We start from the raw sequence: 26953 nt of genomic DNA, 5'->3' as shown, positions 1-26953 counted from the left end.
TCGACTTCCCAGTGGTGGTGATTGCTAATCATGTGACATGCCGTAACAAAAGTCTCGCCCGCCGGGATAATTAGCCAAACGCATAAATTGGTCGTTATGGTTTGTTCGTCCGTAACGGTGCGATCGGACCTGCGACCGTCGCGAACTGGCGAGATTGCTACTCGTGATTTGTGTTTGGTGATTGCGCGGAAACAAGAAATGTCGAGGAGACACGCTGATGGGCCACTCTCGAACCTGGCTGACGCGCGCGCTGGCAATGCCGGTGGCTGTCGCGGTCACTTTGTTGCTTCCGCTCGGCAGTGTCGCCTCCGCCCAGGATTTCGAGGACGACGCAGATACTTCGGTGGCCGCCGCAGCCACAACTCCGATCTCCTTCACCGAACTCGGACGAGGAACAGACATCGTGTTCTCCTCCGATGATGCACCCGTCTTGGTGACCGTGCCGGTGCCGGACGGACTCACCGCAACAGCCGTGACCGGAATCCTGACCGCCCCGACCGACTTCAGTAGGGGTTGGCTCGAAGTGACTGCCGACGGCAGATTGGTGAGCCGCGTCGACTTCGACGCCGGGCAGGCCGGAACCGGCCTACCGATTTCGGTTCCGTTGCAAGGTCTCGAAGTGGTCGACCGGAGCGTGACCGTGTCGATGATCGCTCACCTCGTTCCCGTCGACGACCGCTGCTACGACCGAACGAGATACCAGCCCCTTGCGCTCCGGGATGCCTTTGTCGCCTACGACGGTGCCGAGCAGCAGCCCACGACTGTTGCAACCTTCTTTCCGCCGATTTTGAGGAAGGCAACCATCTACGTCACGGATGGTTCGTCACGGTCACAGCAGAGTGCGGCTCTGCAGCTGAGTGCAGCGATTGTCAACAAGTACGGAAGTCAGCCTGACGCCGTGGTGGTGGAACAACTGCCGAACGGCCAGAGTCTGCCGTCCGCTGAGCCGGGACTGTTCGAGAGAGCTGTAGTACTCGGCAACAGTGGGGACGCCGGCATCGATCTCGCGGCTGCTCCGAATGGTGCACCAGTGCTGCGAATTTCAGGGGACGACAAGACCCTCGTTCCTCAGGTCAGTCTGTTGGCGGCGAACTTCGACGGCTACTGGGCGGCGAGCAGGGCGCTCGCGTCACCGGACAACACAGTTGCCCAGATTTCCCAGGACGCCATCACCGTCGGTGAGCTGAAGCTCGGAACGTTGACGGCTTCCGGTCTCAATCACATCGAGGTCGACGTCCCGTTCAGCCAGTCGCAACTGGGGCGTCCGATGAAGGACGTGTCGATCCGAATGATCGGTTCCTATGTACCGCTGCCGAATTCACGCAACGGAGAACTGTCGATTTCGCTGGGGGACTCACGGCTTGCTTCGCAGACGGTGAACGAGACAGGGCGCTTCGACATCGGCGTCGATGTTCCGAACGAACTCCTGCGTCGCGACCTGACCTTCGAAGTCTCGATGGATGTGACCGGCGACTTCCAATGCGGCACCAGTAGCCCGTCTTCGCTCACTGTCGATCCGGCAAGCACCATCACGTCCACTACCGGATTCCCGCCGACGCCTGGAGGATTCCAGGCATTACCGCAGTCGATGCTGCCCACACTCGATGTCGGTTTGAGTCACGGTGATTTCGCAGATCTCGTTCGCGCGCAGCGCCTCGTTGTGGCGATGCAGCGGTTGAGCTATCTGCCGCTGCAACCGCGTGTGCTCCCGTTCGGCGACGCGGCGACCAGTTCGCTGCCGGCGTTGTTGATCGCGGCGGACGGGAAGCTTCCCACTCCGGTGGCTCTACCCATGGACACAGCAGATCAAGGGCTCCTGCGCTTGCAGGGTCTGGAATTCGGTGGACAATACGGTGCCTTGCAGGTGGTTTCGGGTTCGCACAACGAAGTGGTGGCGCTGACCTCTGAGGGTGATGCGGCCGATGCCGACGGTCTGCTCAACTGGTTGGAAGGTGGGAAGGACCGGTTCGCAGAACTGACCGGCGATCTCCTGGTCGCGCCTCGGGGAAGTGAGCCCTTCGATGTCGGAGTCAACGTCGCCCCGTTGGGCACCGCGACCTCGGCCGAAGAGGAGACCGGACTGAGCGCGGTCACGATCGGCTGGATCGGATTCGGGACCGTGGTTCTGATCGCTGTTGCCGTCGGTGGTGTGCTCGTGGCTCGGCGTCGCGGACAGTGACCGTCACCGATCGCCCGGCCCTGTCCGTCGCGGTCCACGATCTACCGGGCCGCAAGCCATGGCGGATGTTCGTCGCGCTCTTCGCGATCTACACCGCGTTGGGCGTGTGGATGAACGCGGGTATCGGGTTCATCTTCACCGATTCGCTCAGCCGCGTCGCCGCGGTGTCGGCGATGCTGCTCAGCCGTGATCCGCACTTCGCGGCGATCGGGTTCGTGTTCACCCCGTTGACGGCGGCAGTCCAGATTCCGATGGGCCTGATGGGTCATTGGTGGCCGGATCTGCTGCGGTGGAACATCACTGCGGTCGTGATGTCCGCGGCCTTCATGGCTGGTGCTGTGATTCAGGTACGTGGGATCAGCCGCGACCGTGGGTGTGCGCGATGGGTCACCGTCGTCCTGACCGTGCTGTTCGCTGTCAACCCGATGATCGTCATGTACGCGGCGAGCGGAATGAGCGAAGCTCCGTTCCTCTTCTTCGTTCTGTGGGCGACACGTCGATTGATTCGGTGGATGCGAAGCGACGACGTACACGACCTCATCGGTGCCGGCCTCGCTTTCGCTCTGGCGTACCTCACCAGATACGACGCATTGGCCCCGCTGTTCGTCGCGGTGGTGCTGGTGACCGTGGTGAGTTGGCTTCGTTTCCGTCCGACTGCTGAGGAGCGCGGCGAGGGCGCGGGGCCTGGCTTGCGGCTCTGGGCAGCAGCCCTCGACGGTGCCGTAGTGCTGATGCCGGGATTCCTTGCCTTCGCCTTGTGGTCGTTTGCCAGTTGGCTCATCACAGGTCAAGCGTTCCAACAGTTCTCGTCGGTCTACGGGAACAGTTCCATCCTGGAGCAGGCTGGTGCCGGAACCGACTCACCGATCGCCCGTCTTGCGTTCTCGATTACCGAAATGGCCGTACTCGGCCCGGCGCTCCCGGTGCTCGCGGTCCTTGCAATCATCTACGCACTTCGGCGGCGCGACACCGAAGTGGTCGTGCCTCTTGTGTTGTTCGGCGCCATCCTCGGTGCCCAAACCTTGCTCTACGTGATGGGATCGACGTTTCCCCTTCTGCGCTTCTACATTTCGATCATTCCGCTGTGTTTCGTGTTGGTCGTCCTGATCGCACCTCGCGGAGCGCCGGTCGTCACGCGTCGACCGGGGGCTGCTGCGTCACGCTCGGTATCGACGTACCCCGAGCAGTCGGGACCCTCTCTGCCCCTTGTGATCTCTCTGTGCTTGCTGGTCGGGTCGACGCTGGTCACGTTTGTCGCGATGGGTAATGCGCGGATCGCAGTGCTCGAGCATTCCATTGCCAGTGCGATCATTCCGGGCCGGCAGAACCTGGAGGAGCAGACGAATCTGCGCACGTTTGCGGCCGAGCGTCGCATCGCCAGATACCTGGACGACTTGGCTCTGCCGGAGGGGTCGGTTCTGCTCGACACCGTGCAGAGCTATGCCGTCGTGGCGTCGTCGAACAACCCTCGGCAATTCGTCGTGCCTTCCGATGCGGACTTCGTGCGCGTACTGAACAACCCCGCCGAACATCACGTCGAATACATCCTGTCGGTGCCGAACACCGGTCGCGGTGTGTCGGACGCGGTCAATCGGCGCTATCCGACGATGTACGACACCGGGGCCGGCGGTGTGGGAGCGCTGGTACTCGAGGTTCCCAACGACGGCGGCATGGACCCTTCGGCCTGGCGTTTGTATCGCGTCACCGGTGAACGGCAAACGGGTCGATGAGGCAATTCGTGTGGGAGGATTGTCCGTATGACGTGGATGGTTGTAGATGTCTTCTGAAGAAGTGCGTCCGCGTGTGCCTGGCACAGTGCGTCGCCGTATCGCTGCCGCTGTAGTCAGCTTTGCAACCGTCGCGGTGGTGACAGGAATGTTCACGACGCCGGTGGTTGCCGATTCGCCCAAGACGGTTCGGGTGGGAGTGTCGTCGAGCGGACTGACGCTCGACGGACAGCCATGGTGGCCTACCGGGCTGAATGCTTATCAACTGGCCACTGATTGGTCGGTGAACTTCGGCTGTGGCGCCATGGTCGATCTCGATGCCTACTTCGGTTCTCTGCCACCGAACTCCGTCACGCGTTTCAACGCGTTCCAGGCGCTCGCGGTGAACAAGGTGTCCGGGGAGATGGATTTCGGCCCGATGGACGCGGTGTTCGACGCTGCGGCGCGACACAATCAGTTCACGATTCCGGTGCTCTCACCCCAGGACAGCGGGTGTGATGACGGGCTGTTCAAATCCAGGGACTGGTACACCGACGAGTGGAAGGTCGCGAACCTGATCCCAGGTCGAGCCACCATGAGCTTCCAGGACTGGATGCACACCGCCGTCGACCGTTGGAAGAACGAGCCTTCCGTCGCGGCGTGGGAATTGGTGGGGGAGCCGGAACCGAGCCTGTGTACCGATGCCGCCTGCAATTGGTGGACAAGAACGTGCCCGTCTGATTCCGCGCAGGTGTTGCGGGAGTTCTTCGACACGGCAGGCGCCGAACTTCGGGCGATCGATCCGAACATCCTGATCACGGCCGGATACGTCGGGGGCGGTCAGTGCGGCACTGCGGGTGACGACTACCAGTACGTGAGCGAGTCCGACTTCGTCGACGTTCTGCAGTATCACGACTACGGAGCAGACGGGGTTCCGCTTCCGGGCGACCAGTGGAACGGACTGGCGCGTCGCATCGAACAGGCCGCGAACGTCGGGAAGCCGTTGTTGGTCGCCGAGACAGGCGAATTGGCAGGCAGTTGTGAATCACTGGCGACCAGAGCCACGAATATCGAGACGAAGCTGACGGGGCAGAAGGTGGCCGGTACGGCCGGAGCTCTCCTGTGGGCATTCGTGCCGGATCCACGGCCGAACGAATGCACGATGGATATCGGGCCTGACGATCCACTCTTCGACGTGATTGCTTCACTGGCAAGTTAGGACACTGCGAGTAGTCCACTGGGAGTTCCGCCCAGCGGGAGTATGGTCACGATTTGATAACAACCTGAACCTGGTGTTGCGGCGTGATGATCGTATTTCGTTCGTATTCAATGGTATTCAGTGGCATTCACCTGTGGATAACCGAACTTGAAGGCTGGTGAAGTCGCACGGGACCATCGATGCGACGCCTCCAGGACCTACGTCCGGGTCGGCTGGGGACGGTCCGGTTGAGGCGCTGAGTTCGGAAGTTGTGTCGTACCTGTCTCTTTGGTCAGTTGCTACGTCCCGCCGTGGTCAACGTCGAAATACGATCACAACCGTTCGCCGCGGTAACGGGTAGTGCGCGGAGTGCGGCGCGCCCCTCGTGGAAGTGACATCGAGGGGTGGTGTGTAGCTCTCGCGCGCAACGAATTCCGAGTTCGAGTCAACTTGCGGCGGCATCGGCCGCCCGGTAGACCTTGTGCGCAGGCTGTACATGCGGTGTGAGCTTCGGTCGTCGAAATGAGGGGACGACCGCTGCATGCGCGTAACGGTAAGTGTGTGAAACATCGCGTGAGCGGAGAGGTGAACGATGACTGGGTGCGCTGAACGGCCTTTCAAGACTGCTGTGGTTCCGGCTGCCGGAATGGGGACTCGTTTCCTCCCGGCCACCAAGACGGTTCCGAAAGAGTTGCTCCCCGTGGTCGATACACCCGGGATCGAGCTGGTCGCCAGCGAAGCGGCGCAAGCAGGCGCGGAACGTCTGGTGATCGTCACTGCGCCGGGCAAGGCATCGGTCGTCGGGCATTTCGTCGAGGACCTGGTGCTCGAGGGCAAGCTCGCCGCCAGCGGGAAGCACCATCTACTCGAACGTGTGCGTCGGGCTCCGGGCCTGATCTCGGTGGAGCCGGTTGTGCAAGAGTCTCCGCTGGGATTGGGACACGCTGTCGGTCTGGTCGAATCGGTGCTGGATGCGGACGAGGACTCGTTCGCGGTGCTGCTTCCCGACGATCTGGTCCACCCCTGCGGCATTCTCGACGCGATGGCGAAGGTACGTGCCGAGCGTGGTGGTTCTGTGCTGTGCGCGTTCGACGTCGCGCCCGATCGTGTTGGGGCCTACGGAGTATTCGACGTCCAAACACCTGTGGAGGGCAGCGATCCCGATGTGCTTGCCGTCATCGGCATGGTCGAGAAGCCGGCTCCTGAGGATGCTCCGTCCACTCTCGCCGCGGCCGGACGATACCTTCTCGATCGCGCCGTGTTCGACGCGCTCAGACGAATCTCACCCGGGCAGGGTGGCGAACTACAACTGACGGATGCGATAGCGCTGTTGATCGCGGAGGGGCATCCGGTTCACGTCGTCGTCCATCACGGAACCCGCCACGATCTTGGTAACCCGGGAGGCTTTCTGCGAGCATCTCTCGACCATGCGCTCAGTCGCACCGAGTACGGACCGGAGTTGCGAGTCTGGCTCAAGGAACGATTGGATCAGCCGGATCCGCAGCTGACCTACTGACTTGCAAGGCTATGCGACGCGGAGCGTCTCGCCAGCTCATCGAGGAGATCTTGCGTGCTGAGCGACGACAGCGAAATCGGCTTGTCGTCCAGACCCGACTCGTCAGGTGTCATGTAGCCCGCCGCGACAAGAATTTCCTGGACGTGGACGTCGAAGACGCGGCAAGCAGTTCTGATCGTGTCCTGCGTGGGGGGGCGTTTCGCGGACAGCCACCGACCGAGTTCGGAGGGGCGTATTCCCAGCGCACGCGCAGCATCGGCTACGTCAGTTTCTTGGCGAAGTTCCAGTTGATGCTTCACCCATTCCGAAAAACCGCTCATACCGGTCATAGTGCCTGAGTGCTGCGCGGTAAGCCAGCGCCGTCTCGACACGTAAGGCGCTCGACGGCTGATCTGTGATCATTCGGCAACCAATCACCGCAGTTCTCGCGTACCGGTAGTTAAGTTTTGTGACTGGATTGTGTGTTTACCGCAACCATCTAGCTGTGCGTTTTCCGGTGAAACCCGAAATCGGGTGAAATTGTGGGTGAGGCGGATCAGTAGACATAACTCACACCTGTGTAGAACGTGAGGGTTGCGTTGTCACGTGTTCAGACCGTGGAAGGTTTTTTCCCAGTAGGACGGGTTGCGAATCAATTGGTAGGTCCCCTTGATCGCCGCGATGCTCATCAGCACCCAATACAACGGAGCAGTCAGACAGGCGAGGAGGAGCATCGCGTTTCGCGTTTCTCGGCACGCCACGAGGTTCATGTAGAGAACAGCGGCATTACCGAATGCCAGAGAGATCAACGCGGGGAAATAGACATAGTTGGGGAAGACCTGGTGGATCACTTCAGGTTGTCCGAGAATCCAGTCCAGACTGATGAGCCAGAACACCATGTTCAAAGTGGCGACCAAAGGTGTGCCGGCCATGAGAATCGTGAATCGGAGAAAGCCGATCGGACCCAATCCTCGCCATAATTTGACGGGTTGGCGCATGTGGACGAGCCACGTCTGCAAATAGCCCTTGTACCAACGCGAGCGCTGTCTGATCCAGTTGATCGTGTCACTGTTGGCTTCTTCGAGCGTGGTGGAATTCAAGACCGCGGTGCGATATCCGCTCTCTGCAATCCGCACGCCGAGGTCCGCATCCTCCGTGACATTGAAAGGATCCCACGCCCCGATCTCGTCGAGGACGCTACGGCGTAGGTGATTCGAGGTGCCGCCGAGAGGAATCGGTGAATTGCTCCGCATCAATCCAGGAAGGATGAAGCTGAACCACAGCGCGTAATCGGCGGTGAACCACGCGGTCAACAGGTTCTGAGTTCCGTTGTGGAATGCAAGTTTGGCCTGAACACAAGCAGTGTTCTCGGGAAGTTTCGCGAAAGTTGCGACTACTCGACGTAATTGGAGTGGGTCGGGGGAATCCTCGGCGTCGTAGATCGTGACGATCTCGCCCGTCGAGAAATGCAGACCGTAGTTGCATGCTTTCGGTTTGGTTCGTGGATCGGCCGCGGGCACCTTCAGAATGCTGACGACCTCGTCCACACCGGCGGCAAGTGCAGCTTCGATAGTGACGGCGTCGTCTTCCTCCAGTAGGAGAAGGACTTGCATCTTGTCTGCCGGATACTCGATCGCTCGCATGGCTGCGATGAGGTCGCCGACGACTTCAGGCTCGTTGTATGCGGGGACCAGAATGGTATAGGTGGGAAGGTCGTCGTATGAAAGAGCAAGTGCCTCTTCGTCACTGATCGTCATGATCGAGGACGCATCGAGACCCCTCGTGAACAAGATCAGACGGTCGACCATCGCCCAGATGTATCCAATGGTGCAGATCAATGTCAGCGCGATGAGAGTCGGGACGAGGAAGAACACGAGGCTGACGACGACCAGCGCAAAGCCTGCCAACAACGTATTTCGCTGCCACGGATAGAAGGCCACGGAGGCGGATGAGATCGGATGGCGCTCGCGTAGACCGTTCACTGCATCGTGCAGGGCGGCCTCGCGGTACTCCGCTGTATCCGGGTCACCGCTGACCACGACACTGTTGGACTGGCTTCGGTTTGCGTTCACCACGTCTGAGCCTCCACGAGTAGTCGAGCGAGTGCTTCGAGCATGTCCAGGTCCTTGTACTCGGATTCGGTGTCTTCGGTCGAGGTTTCACCACGCAGTAGAACGGCGAGGGTATTGCTACCGTTGGACGCCATCGACGGCTTCGGTTCGGGGAAGTAGGCGTCGGGTTCGTGATTGTCGACGCTGATCAGGCTGACTCGTTGCGCGGCTCCGTCGCCCCGCGTCCAGACGAAATTGAGATTGCTCCATGTGAGAAGGAGAGCGTCGTCGACGATCGTGTACATCTCGGCGACGATCCCGTGCGGCAGCTCCAGCGTGACCGTCGGGCTGACTCTCGCGTTCTCCAGGTCGTAGGTGGTCTTGCTGGGATACACGGCGAGCGTGGAGGGTCGACGGACCTGGACGACGTCAATCTGTACCGTGCGAGGCCGCATCTGTGAGTCCCAAGCGGGATTCGGAGTGTCGGCCCGAATGGTCTGACGACTCAGCTCGGAGGTGCTGCCGAAGTAGCGACGGGGCCAGTCGTATTCGGATGCTCCAATCTGATGCCAGCCCAGTGGAACGACAAGTCGAGGATCCGCAGTAGCCGGGGGCGGACCGACGTTGACGGTCAAACTTGTCGATGGCAACGGTGTGAAGAACATCAGCACTGCGGCGGCAAACACCGCGAGGATGGTCCAATTGCTTGTGGCTGTCGAAGGCTTTCGGAGTGGTCGGTCGAACGGTTTGAGCGACTTACCCCGGCGTTCGTACAGATAGAAGGCGCCGCCGACGACGATTGCGGTTCCGAGTGCGGGAAACAACTGCACGGCGAAAAGCGGAGCAGTGGGATACTTCTGAATCGTGAAGTAGAGAATCACCACACCGAGCAGCGTTGCGGCGACGAAGGCGATCGCCCCTCGCCTCCACGTTCTACTGACGGCGATCGTGGTCGCGGCAGACGCGACAAGCACCATGAGGACGCTGTAGTCGAAACGAGTCCCGCCCAATTCGGTTGCGATGGCGCGGTAATGCAGCGGCGCCAAGATGATCGGGACCACCCAGATTGCCCAGTACCGATTGACCGGACGGAGGCCGAACATCAGAACCGCTGCGCTCCAGACGAATACCCACGCTGCAATGACGTCGATATGCATCAGTTCGTAGGTCTCGGCGAAACGCGGTAGCAGGAGCGCTTGAAGTCCCAACGCGACGAAGAGACCGATGCAGCCGACTATCTTGTCGGTCTCACGGTCGTGAATCGGAAGCTCCGGGCCGCGCCTCAAGTCTGTTCCGACGGCTGCAACCAGGCACAAGAGCGGTAGAGCGAAGACGTAGCCGATGGCAGTTCCGCTGGCCGTGCTCTGCCAAAGCTTGGTCCAGGTGGGCCAAAATGCAAAGATCGTGGCGAGCGCGATCATCAACCACCGCACTGCGAGTCGAGGAATGATCCCGGACTCGGAGCGGATCTCACGAATCTTCAACATTTCCAGTTCCATTCGCTTGCTACCCGACATCTGCGTGCGATTCGAGGCTGCGCACCGCTGGGGACTGCCGACCATCGCCATCGGTCCGGCGCCATATGCAGACATTACTTGATCGAGACATATCGCCCTCGCCACGTCGAAGCGCCAGTCTCCGAGCAGGCCGGCCGGAACGTCCCACATGCTCACATCTCACATAGTGGGAAGTTTGAAATCTTTTTTTCGGTACCCAGTGCGGGTCTGGGTTGGCCGGATGGCATGACGAGATTTCGGGTCTGCCGAATTACTCCATATCGAAGGGCAATTCACTTGCGGATTGCAGAAAGTTCAATCAGGTCCGGCGGATTCGACCTACGGGGACATAGGTCCCCGGCGTGCAGGGACGGTTCTCGGTTGCGTGGATTCGGGTCCAGTTACCCATGCGAAAGAACTGTGGTCAGCAGTGAGAGGCAATGTCCGCTTTGTGAGCTATTGCAGTCGTCGGGACCTAAGCCCTCGACGATTCCGCGGATTCACTCAATAGCTGAACTATAGCTACTAAAGGGTAACTACAGCGTAAATGGCACCGTGACATTGCGACGATTGAACGTGAACGATCGTCCAACATTCTTTGGGTGTGTGCTGGGAAGAAAAATTGCCGGTTAGAGTCTTGACCTGCAACATTATTCGAATTGAACTCCGGCCTTGGAGATGTTCTCATAGTACTCACGCGGCACGTGCAATGCCTCCGGATTATCGAGTTGCAATGTTGCCGATACCTAAGCGGAACATTTGCTCTTCTCCATCTTTAGCTGTGCCTGAAGCATTCGGGTGCAAACGGGAAATTCCGAAGAACGGTCGGGGCCTGGGGGCTCGCAAACGGGAAGGTTGGTCAGATGTCGGCATTGGACATGTCCATGGCGCCGTCGCTCGGGTATCGGCGTCCGCGCATCGTGCCGGACTCCCGTGCGGAGTTTTCCTCGCGTGCTGCGTGGCAGCATCGATACATACGTGCTCTGGCAGTGACGGATTCGCTGATTGTCGTAGCGGCGGTTTCGGCTGCGCAGTGGCTTCGATTCGGCGCCGCGCCGACCGCCGTCGACGCTCGTGAGCTCGGGCAGTTCAGCTACACCGGTTTGTCGATCGGCGTGGTGATCGCGTGGCTGGCGACGTTGCAGATATTCAGGACCAGATCTGCGAGTGTGATCGGAAGCGGTCCTGAGGAGTATCGGCGAATCCTGGTGTCCGCGATGAGATTGTTCGGCGTCATTGCGATAGTAAGCCTTCTGCTTCGTCTCGATATCGCCCGGCTCTACCTCGCATTCGCGTTCCCTGTCGGCCTTCTCGCGCTACTGGTGAGCCGTTGGCTCTGGCGTGGGGTGATCGTGCGAAGGCGTACTCGCGGGGAGTGCCTCACATCGGTACTGGTGGTGGGCAGCAAGGATGCCGGCGCTGAACTTGCACGAAACTTCGAGCGGGGTAGCGCAGACGGTTTCCGTGTGGTGGGAGTGTGTGTGCCGGGGTTCCTTCGGCGCGCGGACGAGTCCATCGCAGTCGACGGGCGTGACATACCGCTCCTCGGTGGTGAGACATCGGTAGTCGAAGCGCTGGAACTGGTCGGCGCAGATACCGTTGCCGTGACGGCAACCGAACATCTCGGCTCGGATGGCATCCGTGCACTTGCCTGGGATCTGGAATCGCGGGACGTAGATCTGGTCGTTGCGCCAAGTATCGTCGACGTGTCGGGGCCGCGCCTGTCGATGCGGCCGGTGGCCGGTCAGCCTTTGATACGCGTCGAGCGACCGAAATATCATGGTGCGCAACGCTTTGCGAAATCGTCGTTCGACGTAATTTTCGCGTCATTGTTACTGGCAGCAATTGCACCTGTTCTCCTGGCCGCGGCACTGGCGGTCAAGCTCTCGAGCCCGGGCCCGGTGTTGTATCGAGCGGAGCGAATGGGACTGGACGGCAAACCATTCCCGATGCTGAAGTTCCGTTCGATGGTCCAGAACGCAGACTCACAGGTGGAGTCGTTGATGGCCCAGAACGACGGCGCCGGTGTGCTCTTCAAGATGCGCGACGACCCGCGCGTTACACCGGTCGGGCGCTTCTTGCGCCGTTACTCGATTGACGAGCTGCCACAGTTCGTCAATGTTCTTCGGCGCGAGATGAGCGTGGTCGGCCCCAGGCCTCCGCTTCGCCGCGAGGTCGAGGCCTACGACGGAACTGTCAGTCGCCGACTTCTTGTCAAGCCGGGGATTACAGGATTGTGGCAGGTCAGTGGACGATCGGACCTTTCTTGGGAAGAGACTGTACGACTGGACCTTTCGTACGTCGACAACTGGTCGCTGATGGGTGATGTATTGATCGTCGGCAAAACGTTGAAAGCGGTGTTGGCCAGCGACGGTGCGTACTGAGACGTGAATGCGGATTCGGGACCGACTTCAGTTCGTGATGTTCTCGGTGGAAAGGCATAGCTCCCCTTGATCTTTCGTACGTCGACAACTGGTCGATGACGAGCGAGAACACGATCGTCGCGAAGGTGCTCAAGGCGATGTTGGGAAGTGATGGAGCAAATTGACCAGGAGAAGTTTGTGTCGGAACCGCCAAAGTTGAAGTCGTTGCTTGTTGTGGCGCCCTGGTTGGAAGGTGGGGGTGCACAGAAATCATTGTGCGGGTTATTGCGCGGGCTTACCGACACACATACGACCGTGGTCACTTTGTTTGCAGGATGCCGAGACTTCAACGAGGTTGCGGACCTCGCAGACGAGTTCGTCATGCTCGACTATCCAAGGAGTCCTGGCGGACTGGTCGGAGCCAGTCGAGCCATAGCAACACATCTACAGCATTCGGATGTGGTCTATTCACTGATGAGGGGTAGCCATGTCGCACTCGGCGTTTCGAGTTTGCTCAAACGTCTTCCGGGTGAGCTGATTGCGACCTTCCATCAGTTGCCGAGTGCGGATGAAACTGGCGTTCTCTCCCTGGCCGAGAACATGCTCGTTCGCAAAGCACTTCGGCACGCAAAGCTGATCACCGCGCCTTCGGAATCAGCCGTGAGTCAGATTCGTCAGCGACGTTACGGACCGCACGCTCGGCTTGTTTACGAGCCGAACTTGATCCGAGTTGACTCGAGAGAAACCATTCGTCGTGAATCTTCGGGGGCACCGCTACGGCTCCTGGCCTGTGGCCGTCTATCCAAGCAGAAGGGCTTCGATCGTATTCCCGAACTGCTGTCAGATATCGAGATTCCGTGTGAAATAAAGATCTTGGGATCAGGACCGGAAGAAGAAGACCTGAAACGGCGGTTCGGCAGTACGAAGTCTTCTTCGCATACGGTGGAACTAGTAGGACGCGTCGATGACGTTGTGCCCTATCTGGATTGGTCAGACGCGGCATTTATGCCCAGCCGAAACGAACTCAACCCTGTGTTCGTATGGGAGGCGTGGGCGCGCGGCCGGCCGGTTGTTGCTGCCGATCTACCTGCATTCGAGGATCTGCGAACCTCCGGGCCGGTGCTCACATTTACCGGCGCGGCCAGCCTTCGGTCCGCCCTCGGCGTCGTATCGAGTGACGAGTACCGAGATTTCGCCTATTCAATGGGTTTGCAGGCGTCCCGAACCATGACGACCAGGAGTGAGATCGTTGCCCGAATACAGTCGTGACCACCCGCGCATCCTGGTCATTCACGCATACAGTGCTCAAAACTCCGGCGACCGGTTGCTGGTGGAGGAAACACTCGAATTGCTGAGATCGGTGTGGCCGGATTCTGTCGTCGACGTGATTGCCACTGATGCCGAATCGTTCCGTCACCATCCGATGGCGGATCATGTCAAGTTTCATCAGTGGACGTCGGCATGGATTCCGAACCCGAAAAAGAAGGCATCCGTACGTGTTTCCATGCTGGCCAGTACCGTCACCGGCGGGCCGGCACCTGTCAGGATACTGTTCGAGCAAGCGGATTTGATAGTCGCTGTCGGGGGCGGATACCTTCGGGGTTCGTCCGTTTCCGAGGCCCTGAAAACTGCGGGGGCGCATTTCGGTCAACTCGATCTTGCCGCACGAAGTCGTGCGCGTAAGATCTATCTGCCGCAGAGTATCGGTCCGTTCCCGAACATTCTCCGTCGGCGTATCGCGAGTTCGCTGAAGGCGATGGATCAGGTGCTCGTTCGTGACGATCGATCACGGGAATTGTTCGCCGACCTGACCAATGTCGAACGAATCTCGGATCTGGCGGTTCTCAAGATGGCGGAGGTCCGTACACCTCGTACTATCGAGATCACGCATGGCCCGGTAGTCGTGGCACGTGAGCTGTCCCGCCCTGGATCCTACGAGAACACTCTGTCCGACTTGGCTCGGTCAGATCATGTTGTATGGGCGATTCAGTCCACCGGTGGCGGAAACAATGACACTCCACTCACCGTCAAATACTCCTCGGGAACCCCAAAGCCATTGCAGCACTATCTGGAGAGCGCGGAGAATCGCGTCGTTGTCAGTACACGCCTGCACGGATCGTTGTCTGCATTGCTCGCCGGAAAGCCGAGTGTGCACCTGGGCTACGAACGAAAATCATGGGGAGCATTTCATGATCTGGGGTTGGAACAGTACGTTCTCGATGCCCGACGGACTTCGGCAACTCGCGTTCTCGACGCGGTGGAATCGATTCGAGACGATCCAGCCACTTACTGGCGCCTGATCGATTCACGCATCGAGGCCGTCGCATCCCAGAGGGAACGCCTACTCGGCTCCCTGGCTGTGCCATGCCACCTGCCGACGGCTGGCCAATGACATGAACCTCTCGTTCCTGTTGTTTGCCAGTGTTTTTCTCTTGCTGATCGCACGTGTACGTGGGGTCACGGTGTTGCCAACCCGCCGTCAAACCTCAACAGGTACCAGAAGCGGGCTGATCGGGATCTGGTTTTGGGTATCGGTGGTATGGCCGGTCCTTTTCAAGGCGGTGTTAGGTAGCGTCCTTGCCCTATACCTTCCAGTTTCTGGCTCCGCGGTCTTCGTGATCTCCTACGTGCCTTCGATTGTCATCGGAATCGCGATTTTCATCGCCTCTCTCGGGTCCCGAGATTCATTCCCCTATATCCCCGCGATACTGGTCATGGCGGTGGCGATCATGCCGATCCTCATCTTCGGGGTCGTGGACATCGGTGTCGTCGGAGCGATATTCATGATTGTGCCTACGCTCCTGTGGTGCCGCGCGCTCTCGGTTGACGTACTGAACTGGCCCCGTCTTTGTTACCAGGGTCTGCTTGCGCTTTGTCTGAGCATGGCTGTGGTTTTCGTCGTCTGGCCTGAGGCTGTGGTCGAGACCTGTCGGTTGGACAAGTGCACTGTGGCGGGCCAAGTGCTCACGTCATCGATCACAGGCAATGGCAACTTCCTGGGGCTGTGTGTCGCACTGCTGAGCGTCGTTGCCGTGTATCGGCAACACTGGATCACAGTTGCGGCGGTTGGACTGGCGAGCCTCATCGTGATCGAAATTTCTGGCAGTCGAACAGCGATGATCGGTCTGGTTCTCGGCTACCTCGTAGTCCTCGGTATCGGAAACCGCATGTCGCGGGTTGTAGCTCTGGCAGCTGCGATGGTTGCGTTGGTGATTTCTCTTGTGCCAGTGTTCCGAGTTTACGGGCTCCGCGATTACACCTATCGCGGTGCTTTGTGGATGAGGGCGAAGGAGCTGATTTCGGAGAGTCCGAATGTTGGTCACGGCGCGAACTATTGGACGGAGCATAACGCGTATCGCTTCTCCTCCAACTATGCCGCGCACAACATTTGGTTAGAACTCGGCGTTGCCGTCGGGTTTCTCGGAATTGCCGTGCTTGTCGTCGCTGCGGCCTGGGCGTTGCTGACCACTGACGTGGAAAATCGATACTTGGCATGGGCGCTGATCGTAACTACGGTCGCTGTGGGATTTCTGGAGGCGCCCATCCAGCCGTATCGAACCGGTCTGCTTCCCTTCCTGTGCCCTCTCATTCTTCTCTTGTGCTCCTCGGGTATGCGGAAAAGATCAGTTGATACTTCGGAGACGGAAGACCTTGCGATGGAAGATATTCGAAGCTCACATGTTGATGCCGGCCTGACGAGGGATGGTGCGCGATGAAAGTTCTGCATGTCACGGAAGCGCTCGGAGGAGGTGTAAGCACCGCGATCTTGAACTATCAGGCGTTGACGCCAGAAATGCATCACTGCGTGATTGCTCGCGAACGGGTCGGGCAGAGCACATACAATTTCCCCTCCGAACTCAGCGTGACATTGGTACCTGGAAGTTTGGCCGCACTTTTGCTGTCCGCGATTCGTATGGTGCGCCGGGGAGATTTCGATGTTCTCCACCTGCATTCCAGTCTTGCCGGTCTCGCCCGGATCATCCCGGGGCACCGAGCTGGAATCGTATACACCCCACACTGTTACGCATTCGAGCGCACCGACGTCAGTCCCCTGGCGCGGGTACTCTACAAGTCCGTTGAGCGTGGGCTACTCTCGATTCGGCGTCAGTGCGTTGTTGCCGTGAGTGGACGAGAAGCCGAGTTGACTACGGAGTTGTCGAACTCCTCCACCTCCATCGTGGTCGGCAATGTATCCCCGACCGATCACGGCGCATATTTGCGCGCAAGCCGCCCTCGGACAGCGGAAGCATCGGCTGAAAGAAGCCGAGTAGTGATGGTGGGAAGGATATTTCCCCAAAAGGATCCCCAACTGTTCGCCGATATTGCAGCAAGGTTGTCGAGCAGGTTCGAGTTCGTGTGGGTAGGAGACGGCGAAGCCGGGTTGAAAGAAAGTCTCGTGGAATCCGGGGTTCGGGTGACGGGCTGGATTCCAGCTGAACAGGTGCTGGATGAAGTGCGCGCCAGTTCGCTGTATCTCCATACCGCGGCCTGGGAGGGCGCTCCGATTTCCGCTGCGGAAGCCGCCGCGGTCGGTGTCTCGGTGATCAGTCGTGACATCAAAAGTATGGTCTCGCTTGGCTATCCAGTCGCTGGCAATACTGCGGAGTCTCTGTCAATGGCCGTCACACATTACTTCGACTGCCTGGACTACCGAACGACTGTTCAAGCCAAGACACAATATTTCAACCGAACAGTGGACGTCATGAGTTCGCGTACAGCACTCATCGACGCCTATGCATTCGCGATAGGGGATTCTCGATGACTTCATCGGTCACCGTCATTACCATCACCAGGAACGATCTTTCGGGGCTGGTCCGCACGATCGAGAGCGTCCGGGCTCAGAGTGCACAGGGAGTCGAACACATCGTGATCGATGGTGGTTCGACGGATGGAACTGTCGAATACCTTGATTCGTTGGGTGATTCGTTAGTGTGGAACACAGGCCTCGACAGCGGTCGCTATGACGCAATGAACATCGGTGCGGAACTGGCGAGTGGCGAGTTGCTGTGGTTCATGCACTCGTCCGACGTGTTCCATTCATGTGACGTTCTGGAGAGAGTCTCTCGAGATCATCAAGGAGGGGGCGTCTCTTGGCGGTGGGGTTACGGGCTGAGCAACATCCACGACTCCGGAAGTTCCATCGGAATCGGTGGCCGTATCCCGTTCAGTCTGTCCCGATTCGCGCTAGGTGGAAACATCATTCCCCATCAAGCATGTGTGATCGAGAAGTCGCTGCATGTTGAGATCGGCGGTTACGATACCGAATTCGGACTCAGTGCCGACCAACTGTATCTGTTGAAGATGGCGGTCCGATCGCAACCGCGCGTGTGGACCGAGTTCTTCTGTGACTTTGATTCGGCCGGCGCTGGTTCGGTGCGGGGCATGATGGATCATTACCGGGACATGCGGCGATCACGCGCCCTGACCGGAATCACAGTCTTCAGGGCGCAGTGGCTCGATTATGCGGTGTCCTTGGGGGTTGCGCTTCTCGCAAAAACCGACCGTGTTCAAAGACGAGTTCTAGCAGGGGTGACTCCTCGTGTCCGATGACTATTTGGAACCCACAACGCAATCAAGTGCGGAATTCGCAGTTGTCATACCAGCTTTCAACGCGGAAGCCACACTTTTGGCGTCAATCGAGAGCGCGCACAATGCGGGCGCTTCGGAAGTCATCGTGGTGGACGACGGATCCACAGACAGTACCGCCGCGTTATGTCGCGCCCACGATATACGTGTCCTGACGCAGCCAAATGCGGGTGCATACCTCGCGAGACGACGGGGGGCCACGCTCGTCACGGCACCGTACATCGTGTTCCTGGACGCGGATGATCTTCTGGTCGCACCCGGCATTCACGAGTCCTTGGGTATTCTCTCTGCGCAGGCGGACTGCGCAGTCGTCGCTGGACGTGTGATGGCGAGTCTCCCACGTGGGCGTAGTCGGTTGAACAATCAGTCGTACTCCGAGATCAATACTCGAACCCTGTTGACACAAGGGTATGGTCCGTTTCCACCGGGAGCGGCGCTGGTTCGGCGTGCCGATTACGAAGCAGCGATTGCGCTGGACGTACCGGAGATCGTCGAGCGTTACGCCGACGACTACGAAATGTTCATTCGTCTATCCGTCGTCGGCCGAGTCGTTCAACACAACACCGTTTCCCTCGTGTATTCGATGTACGCAGGCAAATCCATTGGTTCTCCTGAGAAATCGCTGTTGTGCAAGGAATCGATCAGGGGGCACTACGCGCGACATCTGGGGATCCCAGTTCGGCTGATGAGCGCATCGGCGGTTGCCGCAGCTGCGAACGCACGCATGGGACGAGCGTCGTTCGCGCAAGGTTTGTACTGGCGGGGTTGCGTGAAGGTAGCAGTTGCCGCGTGCTACAAGGTACTCGCTCGGATCGGCGACAGCGGTCTGAAGCAGTCCACAATCGTGTCTGGCGCTGGAACCTCGGAGACACGAGGGTGAACACAGTGGTCAGCTCATACGTGAGGTCGGCGAAGTCGATCGACCTGGGCGGGACCGGGTTCTTTCGACTGGTAGGTCTGCTGGCCGGCGCTTGCGCGAACTTCGCCGTAATAGCAATTCTGTCTCGGGACTACGGCGTCGAGTACTACGCCTTCTATGCGCTGATGGCGTCCATGTTGAATCTACTTCCCTTCGCGGACTTCGGTATCGGCGCGACCATGGTGAACGCGACAGCAGATTACCGAAGTGGTGCACTCGATCGGATGTCGTTCCAATCCCATTTTCGGCGGGCGAGTCTGGTCACCGTTCTGGTATCCCTCGCTGTCGCAAGCCTCGCGTTCCTGTTCTATCAGATGGGGCTGTGGGTGCCAGTTCTAGGCGCAGTCGGTGAGATGGATCATGCGTCGGCGCTGGCCACAGTAGTGATTGTATCTGCGGCAGTTGGTATTCCATTGGGTTTGGGGTCACGCATCCTGCAGGGTTGCGGAAAGATGCGCGTTGTCGTTACCGCAGCGTTGATCGGTCCGATCATTCAACTGATCGTGATAGGGGTTTGTTGGACTACTCAGGCGCCGGCCTACCTGTTTGTTCTGGCACCGTGCGCAGGCTACCTCGCCGTCGGATTTCTTACCCTTGCTCTCGCGCTTCGATCGATTTCCGGCGATGAGGGTTCGTTGATCGGCTGGCGTCTTACAAGCCCGGTGCGAGTTCGCATAGCTGAAACGGCGGTTCCGTTTTTTCTCATATCGATCGGCATGGTTGTCGGGTTCCAGAGCCATAGGTTGCTGATCTCCACTTTTGGAACGGTCGAAGACGTCGCACAATATTCGGTGGTGGCGCAATTCGCTGGACCCCTGCTGGCTATCTTGGGAGTGATGGGCCAGAACTTGTGGTCAAGATATCGCGAGCGATACCGAATCGGGACACTTCGGGTGCGTGAATTCGCCCAGCATATAGTACTTCTCGGCACTGTGGGCGCCGTATTTGCGCTTGCTCTGGTCGTCATCAGCTATCCCGGAATTCGGTTTGTCTCGGGTGGAAGTCTTGTCGTCCCGCTGGCAACCGTTTTGGCCGGAAGTGTTTACATCCTTGTTGTTTCGGTGCATCAGCCGGCGGCGATGTTCCTCATGGACCCGCGAGGACTATGGTTGCAAGTCCTCTGTGTCTGGCTGAGCGGCCTCGTCGGAATGGTATTGGCAATATCCCTGATTCCTGAACTCGGAGCCGCCGCACTCTACTTGGGACTATCCGCAGGAATGGTTGTACTCCAGGTTATTCCGTGTATCTATATTTCGGTTCGGCGAATTTCAAGCATGGAGAAGGCGGTGGAGGCAGGCGTGACCGTGTGAATAGCTGCCCGAAAATCGTGAAGTCGCACATACATGAAGGAGAGAAATGAAGAAGGCACTGATCACAGGCATCACCGGTCAAGACGGCTCCTATCTCGCGGAGTTGTTGCTGGGCAAGGGATACGAGGTCCACGGACTTATTCGTAGATCGTCCACGTTCAATACAGCTCGAATCGATCACATGTATGTGGATCCCCACACGCCGGATGCAAAACTGTTCCTTCATTACGGAGATCTCAGCGACGGGGCGCGTTTGGTCACTCTTCTCGCACAGATACGCCCGGACGAGGTCTACAACCTCGCAGCGCAGTCCCATGTACGGGTAAGTTTCGACGAGCCCGAACATACCGGTGACACGACGGGAATCGGGTCGATCAGGCTGCTCGAAGCAGTCCGGATGGCTGGTCTCGAATGCAGGTTCTACCAGGCGTCCAGCTCCGAGATGTTCGGTGCGACACCGCCTCCGCAGGACGAGCAGACTCCCTTCTATCCGCGATCGCCGTACGGTGCGGCGAAGGTGTACTCGTACTGGATCACCAAGAACTACCGCGAGGCGTACGGGATCTTTGCCGTGAACGGAATTCTGTTCAACCACGAATCTCCGCGGCGAGGCGAAACATTCGTAACTCGCAAGATCACGCGAGCGGTGGCGCGGATCAAGGCCGGCCTGGAAAACGATTTGTACATGGGTAATCTCGATGCAATCCGCGACTGGGGCTACGCGCCGGAGTACGTGGAGGGAATGTGGAGGATGCTTCAGGCCGACGAGCCGGACGATTACGTGCTCGCGACAGGCGGTAACTACTCGGTCAAGGATTTCCTGACGGTGGCCTTCGAGCACGCGGGTCTGAACTGGGAAGATCATGTGCGCTTCGACGAGCGCTATCTGCGGCCGACGGAAGTAGACGCGTTGATCGGAGATGCAGGTAAGGCGGAGCAGAAGCTCGGCTGGAAGGCGACTGTACATACCCCCGAGCTGGCTCGAATCATGGTCGATGCGGACATCGAGGCTCTGAAGTGTGAGGGCAAGCCCTGGATCGACCGCCCGAACCTGGTGGATTGGGAGCATGCCCGATGACGGGGGAGTACGCGCAGAAGTCCCTCGATCGGAACGATGCGGTGTACGTCGCGGGCCATCGTGGACTCGTGGGTTCAGCGATCTGGCGTCGTTTGGAGGCCGACGGTTTCAATCGCCTTGTCGGTCGCACGTCCGCCGAACTCGATCTTCGCGACCGCGGTGCCGTGTTCGAGTTCTTCGCCGCCGAGAGGCCGAAGAACGTGGTCCTCGCGGCAGCCAAGGTGGGCGGGATACTGGCGAACAGCACACTGCCGGTGGACTTCATCTCCGACAACCTTCGCATCCAGGTGAACGTGATGGACGCGGCGGCCGAGTTCGACGTAGATCGCCTGCTGTTCCTCGGATCATCCTGCATCTACCCGAAATTCGCTCCTCAACCGATTCGCGAAGAATATTTGCTGACCGGTCATTTGGAACCGACGAACGATGCATATGCCATCGCCAAGATCGCGGGAATCCTGCAGGTACAGGCTGTTCGAAAGCAGTTCGGGCGTCCGTGGATCGCCGCGATGCCGACCAATCTCTACGGCCCGGGTGACAACTTCTCTGCCAAGGGCTCTCATGTGCTGCCAGCCCTCATCAGACGCTTCGACGACGCGCGCCGTGATGGAGCTGCTTCAGTCGTGAACTGGGGCAGCGGGACGCCGAGGCGAGAGTTTCTCCACGTCGACGACATGGCGGATGCCTGCCTTCATTTGCTCGACCACTATGACGGAGCAGAACACGTCAATGTTGGTACAGGCGAGGACCAGAGCATCGCGGAGATCTCTGCGATCGTGGCGGACGAGATCGGGTTCGACGGCGAGATCGAATGGGATCATTCGAAACCTGACGGGACGCCGCGGAAGTTGCTTGACATCGGGAAGCTTCGAGATTTGGGGTGGCAGCCCAAGATTGATCTTCGTGCGGGGATCGCATCGACCGTGGAGTGGTATCGACAGAACGTCGATTCGATCAGGACATGAAGTACTACAGCATTATTCGACGTAAACTCGACTTCGACAGGCAGACATCGTTATGACTTCTCGTATTGCGGTATTCGGCACAGGCTACCTCGGGGCGACACACGCAGCTTGCATGGCCGAGTTGGGTCACGAGGTTCTCGGGGTGGATGTTGATCCGAACAAGCTCGCTATGCTCGAAGCTGGGGAGGTTCCTTTCTACGAACCGGGACTCGAGGAAGTACTGCGCCGCAACATAGCCGCGGGACGTCTTCGATTCACGGCTTCCTACGAGGAGGCCGCAGAGTTCGCCGACATCCACTTCCTCGGCGTCGGTACGCCGCAGAAGAAGGGTGAGTTCGCGGCCGACATGCGATTTGTCGATTCGGTGATCGAGACACTCGCACCCCTCTTGACCAGGCCGACCGTAATCTTCGGGAAATCAACTGTGCCAGTCGGTACAGCAGAGCGATTGGGTGCGCGGGCACGGGAACTGGCGCCTGCCGGACAAGACGTGGAGGTGGCGTGGAACCCGGAATTTCTCCGGGAAGGCTACGCGGTGAAAGACACGCTTCACCCGGACCGGCTTGTGCTCGGGGTCGACCGCAATCGACCCGGACGTGCGGAATCGATTGCGCGTGAAGTGTACGAGCAACTCTTGAACGAAGGTATTCCCTTTGTTGTGACCGACCTTGCGACTTCGGAGTTGGTCAAAGCATCAGCCAATGCATTTCTGGCAACGAAGATCTCGTTCATCAATGCGATCTCGGAGGTGTGCGAGGCTTCAGGTGCGGATGTGACCGTTCTTGCCGATGCCATCGGCCATGACGAGAGAATTGGTAGGCGATTCCTCAACGCCGGAATCGGTTTCGGTGGGGGCTGCTTACCGAAGGACATCCGTGCTTTCATGGCACGTGCTGGTGAGCTGGGAGCAGATCAAGCACTCACATTCCTACGCGAAGTCGACAATATCAACATGCGTCGTCGTACTCGGATGGTCGAACTGGCTCGAGAAGCGTGTGGTTCTCTACTCGGAGCCAATGTGGCGGTTCTCGGTGCAGCCTTCAAGCCTGACTCCGACGACGTGCGCGACTCACCTGCGCTGAACGTTGCCGGGCAGATTCAGCTGCAAGGCGCTGCCGTCAATGTCTATGACCCGAAGGCGATGGGAAACTCGAAGGCGTTGTTCCCCACCCTCACTTACACTTCGAGCGCACTTGAAGCGTGTGCAGGCGCTGATGTCGTCTTGGTTCTGACCGAGTGGGCCGAGTTTCGAAAGTTGTTGCCGTCGGACCTCGAACCTGTCGTCCGCAAGAAGGTCATCATCGACGGACGCAACTGTCTGGAACCGACCACCTGGCGCGACGCAGGGTGGACCTACCGAGGTCTCGGAAGGCCGTAAACCGGTGAAACCTTCACGGAGGGTGGGTGTTGTAGGCATCGAGGGGAAGTGGCCGTGTGCCCGGGACCAAAGTCCGTCAGCGAGCGAGCTGTGGCCGGGGGAGATGCTGGGATAGCCGCTCGTGCATCACAGGGTGAGGGGCATGTTGCCTTGTTCGGTTGGTATGCATCAACTTCCGTCGGCAAGTTGCGTAGTTGGTCGTCGACGGACGTTGGTCCTACGGCCCGCTGTGGTATGTGACCCTTTCATGGTCGGCACAGTCGACTGACGATGTCTAGGAAGTTTCGAGGCTCCGTTGCGGTGGTGAAAAGACCAATGACGCAGTAGAGTTCAGCCTGGCTGCACGTTGTGTCTGCTCTGCGCGATGTGTGAGTGGGCCCGATGTCAGTGTCGCGGGTTTGTCAGTGTCGCGTGTTCGCCACTTCCCGATCATGCATCGGCCAGGAAGTGAGATGTGTGAGATGCCGTGAAGGCCTCTCCCCCCTGGCTGTTTCGGCAAATACCTCGCGCTGTGACGCAGGGACACGCGATAGAAGATTGGCTGCCTCGTTCAGCCTGCATTGAGTGCAGCGGCTCGACAGCGGCTGTCGATTACTACTCGAAGACGTGATACGTGTTCGAGCCGAAGGAGATTCGACGATGGATGTACGGGACTACCTGAAGATTTTGCAGGCACGGTGGAAGATAGTCGCTGTCGTCACTGTGGTCGTGATCTTGGGCGCATTGGGCGCCTCGTTGATTGCCACGCCGATCTACCAGGCTTCCACGCGCCTGTTCGTGTCGACTTCTACCGGAACAACCGTGAACGAGGCTTACCAAGGTAACCAGCTCTCACAGCAGTTGGTCACTTCCTACGCCAAGCTCCTTACCGGCGAGACACTGGCACAGAGAACGATCGATTCAGTCGGGCCCGATCGACTCGGCGGGCTTTCCGCTGCGGAGATTTCGTCCAAGGTGACCGCCACATCGGCGCCGGATACAGTACTGCTCGATTTGAGCGTGCAAGATGCGTCGCCTGAACTGGCACGTGAAATCGCAAATGCGCTCTCGGACGAGTTTGTCGTGATGGTCAAAGATCTGGGTACGCCCGCAAATGGTGGCACAGCACCTGCGCGCGTCGTTGTCGAACAGCGAGCACAAACTCCCGCGGAACCGGTGTCGCCGAAGACTTCGCGGAACGTGGCGCTCGGTGCCGCGATCGGGCTTCTGCTGGGGATCGGGTTGGCTGTGGTGCGTGATCGCCTGGACAACACCGTCAAAGAGCGCAAGGTGGTCGAAGACATCGCCGGCGCGGCGATGGTGGGAACAATTCCGTTCGACAAGGAACGCGAAGTTCATCAAGCGATCAACTTCCACGAGGGCAACTCCGCAAGTGCCGAGGCGTACCGCGAGCTGCGAACCAATCTGCAGTTCCTGGCCGTGGATCGCCCACCGAGTGTCATCGTCGTTACGAGTTCTCTTCCCTCCGAGGGAAAGACCACGACTGCGGTGAACATCGCACTCGTGTTGGCCGAGGCAGGCAAGAAGGTGTGTCTCGTCGAAGGTGACCTCCGTAAGCCTCGCGTTTCGAAGTATCTGGGACTTATCGGAAGCGTTGGTCTGAGCTCGGTCCTGGCCGGGCAAGCAGATCTCGACGACGTACTTCAAGTCACGAGCAATGCTGACCTGACGGTTCTTGCCTCAGGTCCGATTCCCCCGAACCCGAGCGAACTTCTGGGCACTGACACTGCCCATGCGGTCTTTACCGATCTCCGCAGAAGGTTCGACTACGTCATCATCGACGCCTCGCCGTTGCTTCCGGTTACGGATGCTGCAGTTCTTTCAGCGCTGGCGGACGGTGCGCTAGTGATTGCTCGTCACGGCACGACGAAGAGGGAACAGCTGAGCAGGGCGGTCGGCAATCTCCACAGTGTGGGCGCGACGATTCTCGGTACTGTCATCACGATGACCCCGCTGAACGGTCGTGGTGTCTACGAGTACAAGTACTACTACGATTCCGATCCGGTTGTCGCTGACGTGGCCGTGGAAGGGTCCGTGGACAGCAATCCAGTCGGCGAACGAAAGGTCACGTCGACAGTCATCTGACCTGGTCGTACGGTAAATCCCGACGCCTCACAGGGCCCTCGAGCAATGCTCGAGGGCCCTTCTCTGTGTGGTGAATCGGACGCAATTCTCTAGTCGGGTCCTCTGAGTCTGCGACGCGCAGTGCGGAATACGGGTTCATCGGCCGTCGCAGTAATTGGGTAGGCACGGGCATGCGGGATGTGACGCTGCGGTCTGAGCTGTCCCTGCTTGACCAGTGCCTCTATGACTGTCGATCTGGTTGCGCCCGACGGGGCCTTGGGCGTCTTGGTCGGAATCGCGTAGCGAGTGTGGCGGACCGCAGGCGGACCAGCCCGATTCGGCCTCGAGAGTTTCGCAACGCCTAGATGTCGATCTGGCATCCCTCGATGGATTTGGACAGCGGGTGCGGGGGTTGTCGGCCAGCTGCGACTCAGCATGAACGAGTTCTTGGCCGATGTCGGTGGTCATATCGGCCACGGGTCCGTCGGTCGGAGGGCCGGAAAGGGATAGCGTCGACTGCTCTGGGTGAGGCGCTCGCGTATGTCGGCGACCCGGTGGGGCTCAGTCGCGTCCTGGTTACCTGCGACGAAAGGAACCCGGTTTCGCGTAAGGCAATCGAAGCGTGCGGGGGTTTACTCGAGAGCGTGCGCCCAGCTGATCAGTTGTCCCGCAATGTCGGTTGTTCGAGAGACACGCTCCGCTACTGGGTGCGAACGAGCGTGTCGAGCGTCCGTTGACCCTACACGGCCACACACGTTTGCCATGGCCATAGCCATCGCCATCGGTAGCAGTCGCCCCGCTTTGCAGCCGAGCGGCTGCGCAACTCGCATGTCCCTAATTGGGCTGTGCTGCAACTATTTCAGGACATCACCGGCGATCGCTGGCGGTTCACACTCCTCCTTTTGCATGTCTGAATTCTCGGTGTCGCCCGATCGTAGGTTCGCGCAATGCCTGCCAGGAGTAGGTAAGACGCCCAGAGGCGAAGTGCCGAACAATCGTCCAGGGCTGAGTGGATGCTGAGCGCATCAAAGTATGGATTGCAGAGTGTTTACCAACCGCGTGCTGGTTTCCGTCCAAACGCGGAGCCCAAATGGGCTAGGCGATGAAAACTATAGGTACGCAATGGTAATGGTGAGCAATGTTCACTCCTTCTTGTCGGAGGGTG

The 26953-nt window shown here is 59.1% G+C and carries 20 protein-coding genes and 1 pseudogene; 18 read left to right on the top strand and 3 right to left on the bottom strand.

Translation table 11 applies throughout. The annotated features are described in order from the left end of the window. Window positions 1-217: 217 nt before the first annotated feature. From QRN54_RS15940 to QRN54_RS15925, 4 genes are all read left to right on the top strand, one after another. Complete coding sequence (locus tag QRN54_RS15940) at window positions 218-2179, top strand: hypothetical protein (RefSeq protein ID WP_054187561.1); 1962 nt, start codon at window positions 218-220, stop codon at window positions 2177-2179. Next, a complete protein-coding gene (locus QRN54_RS15935) occupies window positions 2176-3909 on the top strand; it encodes an ArnT family glycosyltransferase (protein ID WP_003943618.1) in 1734 nt (577 codons plus the stop codon). The genes QRN54_RS15940 and QRN54_RS15935 overlap by 4 nt, the downstream gene beginning before the upstream one ends. Before the next feature lie 46 nt (window positions 3910-3955). Continuing rightward, the gene (locus QRN54_RS15930; protein ID WP_052027882.1) at window positions 3956-5104 is read left to right on the top strand and encodes a cellulase family glycosylhydrolase; all 1149 of its coding nucleotides are present in this window, start codon (window positions 3956-3958) and stop codon (window positions 5102-5104) included. Window positions 5105-5675: 571 nt separating this feature from the next. Continuing rightward, entirely contained in the window at window positions 5676-6599 is a 924-nt protein-coding gene (locus QRN54_RS15925; RefSeq protein ID WP_007726597.1) for a UTP--glucose-1-phosphate uridylyltransferase, read from the top strand. Here QRN54_RS15925 and QRN54_RS15920 read toward each other — a convergent pair. From QRN54_RS15920 to QRN54_RS15910, 3 genes are all read right to left on the bottom strand, one after another. Further along, on the bottom strand, window positions 6593-6919 hold the full coding sequence (locus tag QRN54_RS15920) for a helix-turn-helix domain-containing protein (protein WP_228232489.1): 327 nt from the start codon (window positions 6917-6919) through the stop codon (window positions 6593-6595). The two genes, QRN54_RS15925 and QRN54_RS15920, sit on opposite strands and share 7 nt — an antisense overlap. A gap of 261 nt (window positions 6920-7180) precedes the next feature. Continuing rightward, entirely contained in the window at window positions 7181-8653 is a 1473-nt protein-coding gene (locus QRN54_RS15915; RefSeq protein ID WP_081305432.1) for a glycosyltransferase, read from the bottom strand. Further along, window positions 8647-10296, bottom strand: a complete 1650-nt coding sequence (locus QRN54_RS15910; RefSeq protein ID WP_254593787.1) for a hypothetical protein — start codon at window positions 10294-10296, stop codon at window positions 8647-8649. The genes QRN54_RS15915 and QRN54_RS15910 overlap by 7 nt, the downstream gene beginning before the upstream one ends. A 692-nt stretch (window positions 10297-10988) precedes the next feature. Between QRN54_RS15910 and QRN54_RS15905 the strand changes: the two genes are divergently transcribed. The 14 genes and pseudogenes from QRN54_RS15905 to QRN54_RS33620 all read left to right on the top strand — a co-directional run bounded on the left by QRN54_RS15905 (window position 10989) and on the right by QRN54_RS33620 (window position 26525). Next, the gene (locus tag QRN54_RS15905) at window positions 10989-12509 is read left to right on the top strand and encodes a sugar transferase (RefSeq protein WP_007726602.1); all 1521 of its coding nucleotides are present in this window, start codon (window positions 10989-10991) and stop codon (window positions 12507-12509) included. Window positions 12510-12659: 150 nt separating this feature from the next. After that, window positions 12660-13757, top strand: a complete 1098-nt coding sequence (locus QRN54_RS15900) for a glycosyltransferase family 4 protein (protein ID WP_285182434.1) — start codon at window positions 12660-12662, stop codon at window positions 13755-13757. Next, window positions 13738-14880, top strand: a complete 1143-nt coding sequence (locus QRN54_RS15895) for a polysaccharide pyruvyl transferase family protein (RefSeq protein ID WP_007726608.1) — start codon at window positions 13738-13740, stop codon at window positions 14878-14880. Before QRN54_RS15900 ends, QRN54_RS15895 begins: the two co-directional genes overlap by 20 nt. Before the next feature lies 1 nt (window position 14881). Next, window positions 14882-16204, top strand: a complete 1323-nt coding sequence (locus QRN54_RS15890; RefSeq protein WP_065456021.1) for an O-antigen ligase family protein — start codon at window positions 14882-14884, stop codon at window positions 16202-16204. Window positions 16205-16254: 50 nt separating this feature from the next. Next, on the top strand, window positions 16255-17250 hold the full coding sequence (locus QRN54_RS15885) for a glycosyltransferase (protein WP_285182414.1): 996 nt from the start codon (window positions 16255-16257) through the stop codon (window positions 17248-17250). Further along, window positions 17247-17537 (top strand): annotated as a pseudogene (locus QRN54_RS15880) (glycosyltransferase); the annotation flags it as partial. The gene QRN54_RS15885 and the pseudogene QRN54_RS15880, both read left to right, overlap by 4 nt. A gap of 168 nt (window positions 17538-17705) precedes the next feature. Then, window positions 17706-18038, top strand: coding sequence for a glycosyltransferase family protein (locus QRN54_RS15875; protein WP_228232624.1), 333 nt, complete (start codon window positions 17706-17708; stop codon window positions 18036-18038). After that, window positions 18028-18954, top strand: a complete 927-nt coding sequence (locus QRN54_RS15870; RefSeq protein ID WP_065456019.1) for a glycosyltransferase family 2 protein — start codon at window positions 18028-18030, stop codon at window positions 18952-18954. Before QRN54_RS15875 ends, QRN54_RS15870 begins: the two co-directional genes overlap by 11 nt. A 164-nt stretch (window positions 18955-19118) precedes the next feature. Continuing rightward, complete coding sequence (locus QRN54_RS15865; protein WP_228401970.1) at window positions 19119-20303, top strand: polysaccharide biosynthesis protein; 1185 nt, start codon at window positions 19119-19121, stop codon at window positions 20301-20303. A gap of 46 nt (window positions 20304-20349) precedes the next feature. Beyond that, window positions 20350-21381, top strand: a complete 1032-nt coding sequence (gmd, locus tag QRN54_RS15860) for a GDP-mannose 4,6-dehydratase (RefSeq protein WP_003943737.1) — start codon at window positions 20350-20352, stop codon at window positions 21379-21381. Continuing rightward, window positions 21378-22346: a GDP-L-fucose synthase family protein gene (locus QRN54_RS15855; protein WP_042452275.1), complete on the top strand. Its 969-nt coding sequence runs from the start codon at window positions 21378-21380 to the stop codon at window positions 22344-22346. The genes gmd and QRN54_RS15855 overlap by 4 nt, the downstream gene beginning before the upstream one ends. Window positions 22347-22398: 52 nt before the next feature. Next, complete coding sequence (locus tag QRN54_RS15850) at window positions 22399-23724, top strand: UDP-glucose dehydrogenase family protein (RefSeq protein WP_007726621.1); 1326 nt, start codon at window positions 22399-22401, stop codon at window positions 23722-23724. 639 nt (window positions 23725-24363) lie between these two features. Then, window positions 24364-25809 carry a tyrosine-protein kinase domain-containing protein gene (locus tag QRN54_RS15845; RefSeq protein ID WP_007726623.1) on the top strand — a complete coding sequence of 482 codons (1446 nt, stop codon included), beginning with the start codon at window positions 24364-24366 and terminating at the stop codon, window positions 25807-25809. Between the two features lie 344 nt (window positions 25810-26153). Further along, on the top strand, window positions 26154-26525 hold the full coding sequence (locus tag QRN54_RS33620) for a GNAT family N-acetyltransferase (protein ID WP_116057106.1): 372 nt from the start codon (window positions 26154-26156) through the stop codon (window positions 26523-26525). The last annotated feature ends 428 nt before the right edge of the window (window positions 26526-26953 follow it).

Source organism: Rhodococcus sp. MEB032 (assembly GCF_030208925.1).
Taxonomy (GTDB): Bacteria; Actinomycetota; Actinomycetes; order Mycobacteriales; family Mycobacteriaceae; genus Rhodococcus_F; species Rhodococcus_F qingshengii.
The sequence above is the reverse complement of the archived record's forward strand: the minus strand, read 5'-3'. Positions and strand labels throughout refer to the sequence as shown.